Below are 3,688 nucleotides of genomic sequence, written 5' to 3'. Positions count from 1 at the left end.
GCAACAGCAAATGGTAGCCAGAATTCACCAACCGGCGCGGCCACCTATCGGCCATCATAATTGACGCCGACCGGACTCCGTAATCGTCGCGCTACACAAGTGTTGGCGATGATGGGCGGCGCGGAAGGCTCACCATCATGGATGCTGTCATTCCACAGCCATGATATGGAGCTTTTGAGGGCATCGGCACTTTAGCAATAAGCGCAACAGTGGGAAGGCGATGACATGAGAAGGGCATATATTTCCGCTTCGGTTCTTGCGCTGGCCAGCATGGCCGGAATGGCGCAGGCACAGACGCCTTCTGCATTGAACGACCTCGTTGGTGCTCGGGCTGCCGGCGCGGAAACCCAGATGACCGCGCGGGGCTATCGCTTCTTCAAAACGCAGAAGGGTGATGACCGCAGCTATACCTACTGGTGGAACGCCTCCAGCAGGCAGTGCGTCACTGTAGCAACGATGGATGGTCGCTACGACTCGATTACGTCCTCGCCTGCGCCCGACTGCGGTCAGCGCGATGAAGTACGTGGGTCGAACCAGGGCGGCAGTTATCGGCCGACCCAGAGCTATGGCTATGGGGGGTCATCCTCCAATCAGCGCCAGTCGCCCAGCTATGTTGAAGACCGCGATCGTGGACAGGACCGTTATCAGGTCGACGGGCAGAATGTCGATCTGGGCCTTGTCTGCTTTGGAGACGGGCAGCGGCCCGGCTTTGCCACGACTTATGGCTACAGCTGGAACAGCCGTACCAAGCGTTACGATTACGGAAATCGCACCGAGATGACCGGGCAGCAGTTTGATGCCTCAGTCTCCGTACAATTCTGGCCGGGCGGCGGGCATATCCGTCTCCCCAAGAAGCTCGTCCCGCCGATCAACAGCCGTGGCAATGATGGCTGGTGGGATCTGTATGACGTGGAGATGGGACCCGACGTCATCCGAGCGAAATACCGGCTCAACGGCATGAACAAGCCGTCCGTCACCATCAACCGTCGCAGCGGACAGATCAGCATCCGCGGACTCGACCCTTACGCTTTTAGCGGCACATGCGACCTTATCGACGGCGACGATCACCGCCGCTTCTGATCATCACGCGGCCCCGGTATTTCCGGGGCCGCATTGTTTGGGGAAAATGCTCATGAACTGGAAGCATGGAGCAATCATTGCCTTAGCCGTCACGACTGCGACGATGCCGGCAATCGCGCAAGCGCCGATCAGGACTGAGCGGGTGCAGTTCGCGAGAGGCGCCACCTCGGCAACCGTTCGCGGTGCCGTCCGAGGCTATGACACTGTAGATTATGTGGTGCGCGCGCGCGCAGGCCAAGCCATGTCCGTGTCGCTGCAGACCAGCAGCACATCGGCCTACTTCAACATTCTCCCACCGCGATCCGAAGAGGCGATCTTCAACGGCTCTATCAATGGCGCGAATTTTTCTGGCCGCCTCAAGGATTCAGGCGATTACCGGGTCCGTGTCTATTTGATGCGCAACGCTGCACGGCGTGGCGAGCGGGCAACGTTCAGCCTCACCATTGGGGTCAATGCCAGGCCAGGCAACATTGGGGCCGCCCCTGGACCGATCGGCTCAGGGGCGCCCATACCCGCAGGCAATCGGGTGGCCTATTGTCGGGGCGAGGCCTTGCAGCAATATGGTGTGCGACCCAATTATATCCGCACGAGCCCCGCTATCGCGAACGCCACCGGTATCATAATCGACGGCACGGCGGACCAGGGACGGAATGGCATCAAGCGCTTTCGTTGCCGGTTCGATACGCGGGGACGCTTTATCGACGTCATGGCTATGACCCGCGATGGGTTCTGAGGTTTAGCCCGATCGACACGTCAGGGTCGCGTCGTCCCCCAAGCGTGTCAGGCGCCCCTTCGTTCTTTTCCACCGATACGACACGAAGGGGCGCCAGCCCTTTTGATCCTTGGGCCAAGCGGCGATCAGGACTTCTCCGTCTGCGTCACGAACGACCATCAAACCTTGAGCAGATATGCTGTATCGGGACGCCGCCGGAAACGTCGGACATCGTAGCGGCTTGTCGTCATTGGCGTCGGAGGTAATCGCGCCTAATTCGGCAATCCTGATGATATAGGCGCTCCGCGTACACTCGATATGATTTTTGTCGAACGCGCACAGGCTGCGCCTTTTGAACCATGCCTGCTGGCCTTCCATCCAAAGGTGTTCGGAGCCCTCTGATTGAGGCGGCAGGTCGATAAGGAGGCGCGCAAGTGTTCGGTCGAGCGCGGACAGCTCCATGTCCGAGCTAAACCAAGCGATCAGTCGCATAAGTCGGACGTGGGCAGTTCGCAGTCGCCTGTTCGACCGGCGGGGCGATGGGAGTCGGAGGATTCGACTGCGCATAGAGCGGCGAAAAGTCCCACCTACGACCATCAGGCCAAGCGGAGCCACGGGAAACAGCATAAAGAACCGTGCGAAAACCATTGGATCACAGTTTGCCAGAGAGGTTCTCCTGATAGTCGATCGTGCGCGACCACTTGAGCGTCTGGATTTTCCAGCGTGGGTCCGCCTTCTGCAGGAGCGCGAAAACGCCTGGGAGATGAGCCGCGCCGTAGGTGACATAGATGCGGCGTCTGGGTTCGGCCAGCAGCGCATTTGCAAGAACGCGGTTACGATAAGCGAGGATCAGATTGTCCATCTCGCTGGCGGTTGATCGCTGGCTGGCATAGGTCATGTATCCGCGGCACAATACCGCGCCTGCCTCCTTTTGCTCTGGCGATCCGGAGCGCAGAAAATTGACGATCTTTTCAAGGCCGCCCGTTTTATCATCTGCGGGCTCCGCCTCCCGCTCACGCATCGCCTTGGCAAACGCAGGGTCAGTAGCCATAGCCGTTTATACTCCGCGTGGAGTTGCGCTGTGTCGACGTCGGCAACCACATGCACTGTCGGATGTTCCTTTGCATCGCGTCCAAGCAGCCCAAAATAATCGCTCTGGAAATGCAGGCCGCAGACTTCGCCGAGTTCGCGATAAGCCTTGCTCAGGTCGGCGCCGCCAGTAATGGTTTTAGCGAACCATGCATCGTCCGCAGGGTTCGACGGCTTTACGCCTTCATACAATGCTACTGAGCCGCGGGAGAGGGCATCTTCCAGGTCATAGACCACCGTCTTGAAGAATATCTCGGTGCCGACATGCTGCATGCCTTGAAACACGATCGTCTTTTGCCCGTTCGAAAGCACCGCCTGAGGCACCATCGCCGGCGAAACCTGCGTGAGGGTCGCTGCATAGTAGATCGGGAATGCGGCAATGGCTGTGAGGGCAAAGACGAGCGCAACCGCACTTTTTATCCATCGGCTGCGAACCTTTCCGCCCTTCCAGCGCGTGAATATGAAGGCGGCAGCTCCGGCCAGGGTAGCTGCGATGATGATGATGCCGATCAGGATCCACAAGGAAATCTGAAGGATGATCGGGACGCTCAGGAGAAAGGCAATGCCGGCGAGAAACCAGAGGACCGCTGTTATGCGGGTCCACCACAGACGCCGATTGGACTTTACCTGCGCAGTTGCGACCATCTCACTCCCCCCGAACTGAACGGCTCATTCCGCTGTTGATGGATGGTAAGCGGGGCCTGGAGACCGCAGATCAGGCGGCTTCGGCGATCGGTTGCTGATCTGGCTGCCAGTTCCATATGTGGACGGCTCCCTCTTGCAAGGGCTGAACGGAAAATTTGATCG

Annotated in this window: 5 protein-coding genes; 2 read left to right on the top strand and 3 right to left on the bottom strand. The window is 58.9% G+C overall.

Features of this window, described 5'->3' with window-relative positions; genetic code table 11:
* The first annotated feature begins 225 nt into the window (after positions 1–225).
* Positions 226–1,080 carry a hypothetical protein gene (locus tag DI606_RS19630; protein WP_293985645.1) on the top strand — a complete coding sequence of 285 codons (855 nt, stop codon included), beginning with the start codon at positions 226–228 and terminating at the stop codon, positions 1,078–1,080.
* A 52-nt stretch (positions 1,081–1,132) separates the two neighbouring features.
* Complete coding sequence (locus DI606_RS19625) at positions 1,133–1,813, top strand: hypothetical protein (protein ID WP_293985643.1); 681 nt, start codon at positions 1,133–1,135, stop codon at positions 1,811–1,813.
* Positions 1,814–1,816: 3 nt separating this feature from the next.
* Here DI606_RS19625 and DI606_RS19620 read toward each other — a convergent pair whose 3' ends face one another.
* From DI606_RS19620 to DI606_RS19610, 3 genes are all read right to left on the bottom strand, one after another.
* Entirely contained in the window at positions 1,817–2,254 is a 438-nt protein-coding gene (locus tag DI606_RS19620) for a hypothetical protein (protein ID WP_293985641.1), read from the bottom strand.
* 190 nt (positions 2,255–2,444) lie between these two features.
* On the bottom strand, positions 2,445–2,690 hold the full coding sequence (locus DI606_RS19615) for a hypothetical protein (protein ID WP_293985639.1): 246 nt from the start codon (positions 2,688–2,690) through the stop codon (positions 2,445–2,447).
* Positions 2,687–3,526 (bottom strand): hypothetical protein, encoded by an 840-nt coding sequence (locus tag DI606_RS19610; protein ID WP_293985637.1) that lies wholly within the window; start codon positions 3,524–3,526, stop codon positions 2,687–2,689. The genes DI606_RS19615 and DI606_RS19610 overlap by 4 nt, the downstream gene beginning before the upstream one ends.
* Positions 3,527–3,688: the final 162 nt, after the last annotated feature.

Source organism: Sphingobium sp., from assembly GCF_003248505.1.
Taxonomy (GTDB): Bacteria; Pseudomonadota; Alphaproteobacteria; order Sphingomonadales; family Sphingomonadaceae; genus Sphingobium.
Note: the sequence above shows the minus strand (reverse complement) of the source record. Positions and strands in the feature narration are given on the sequence as shown.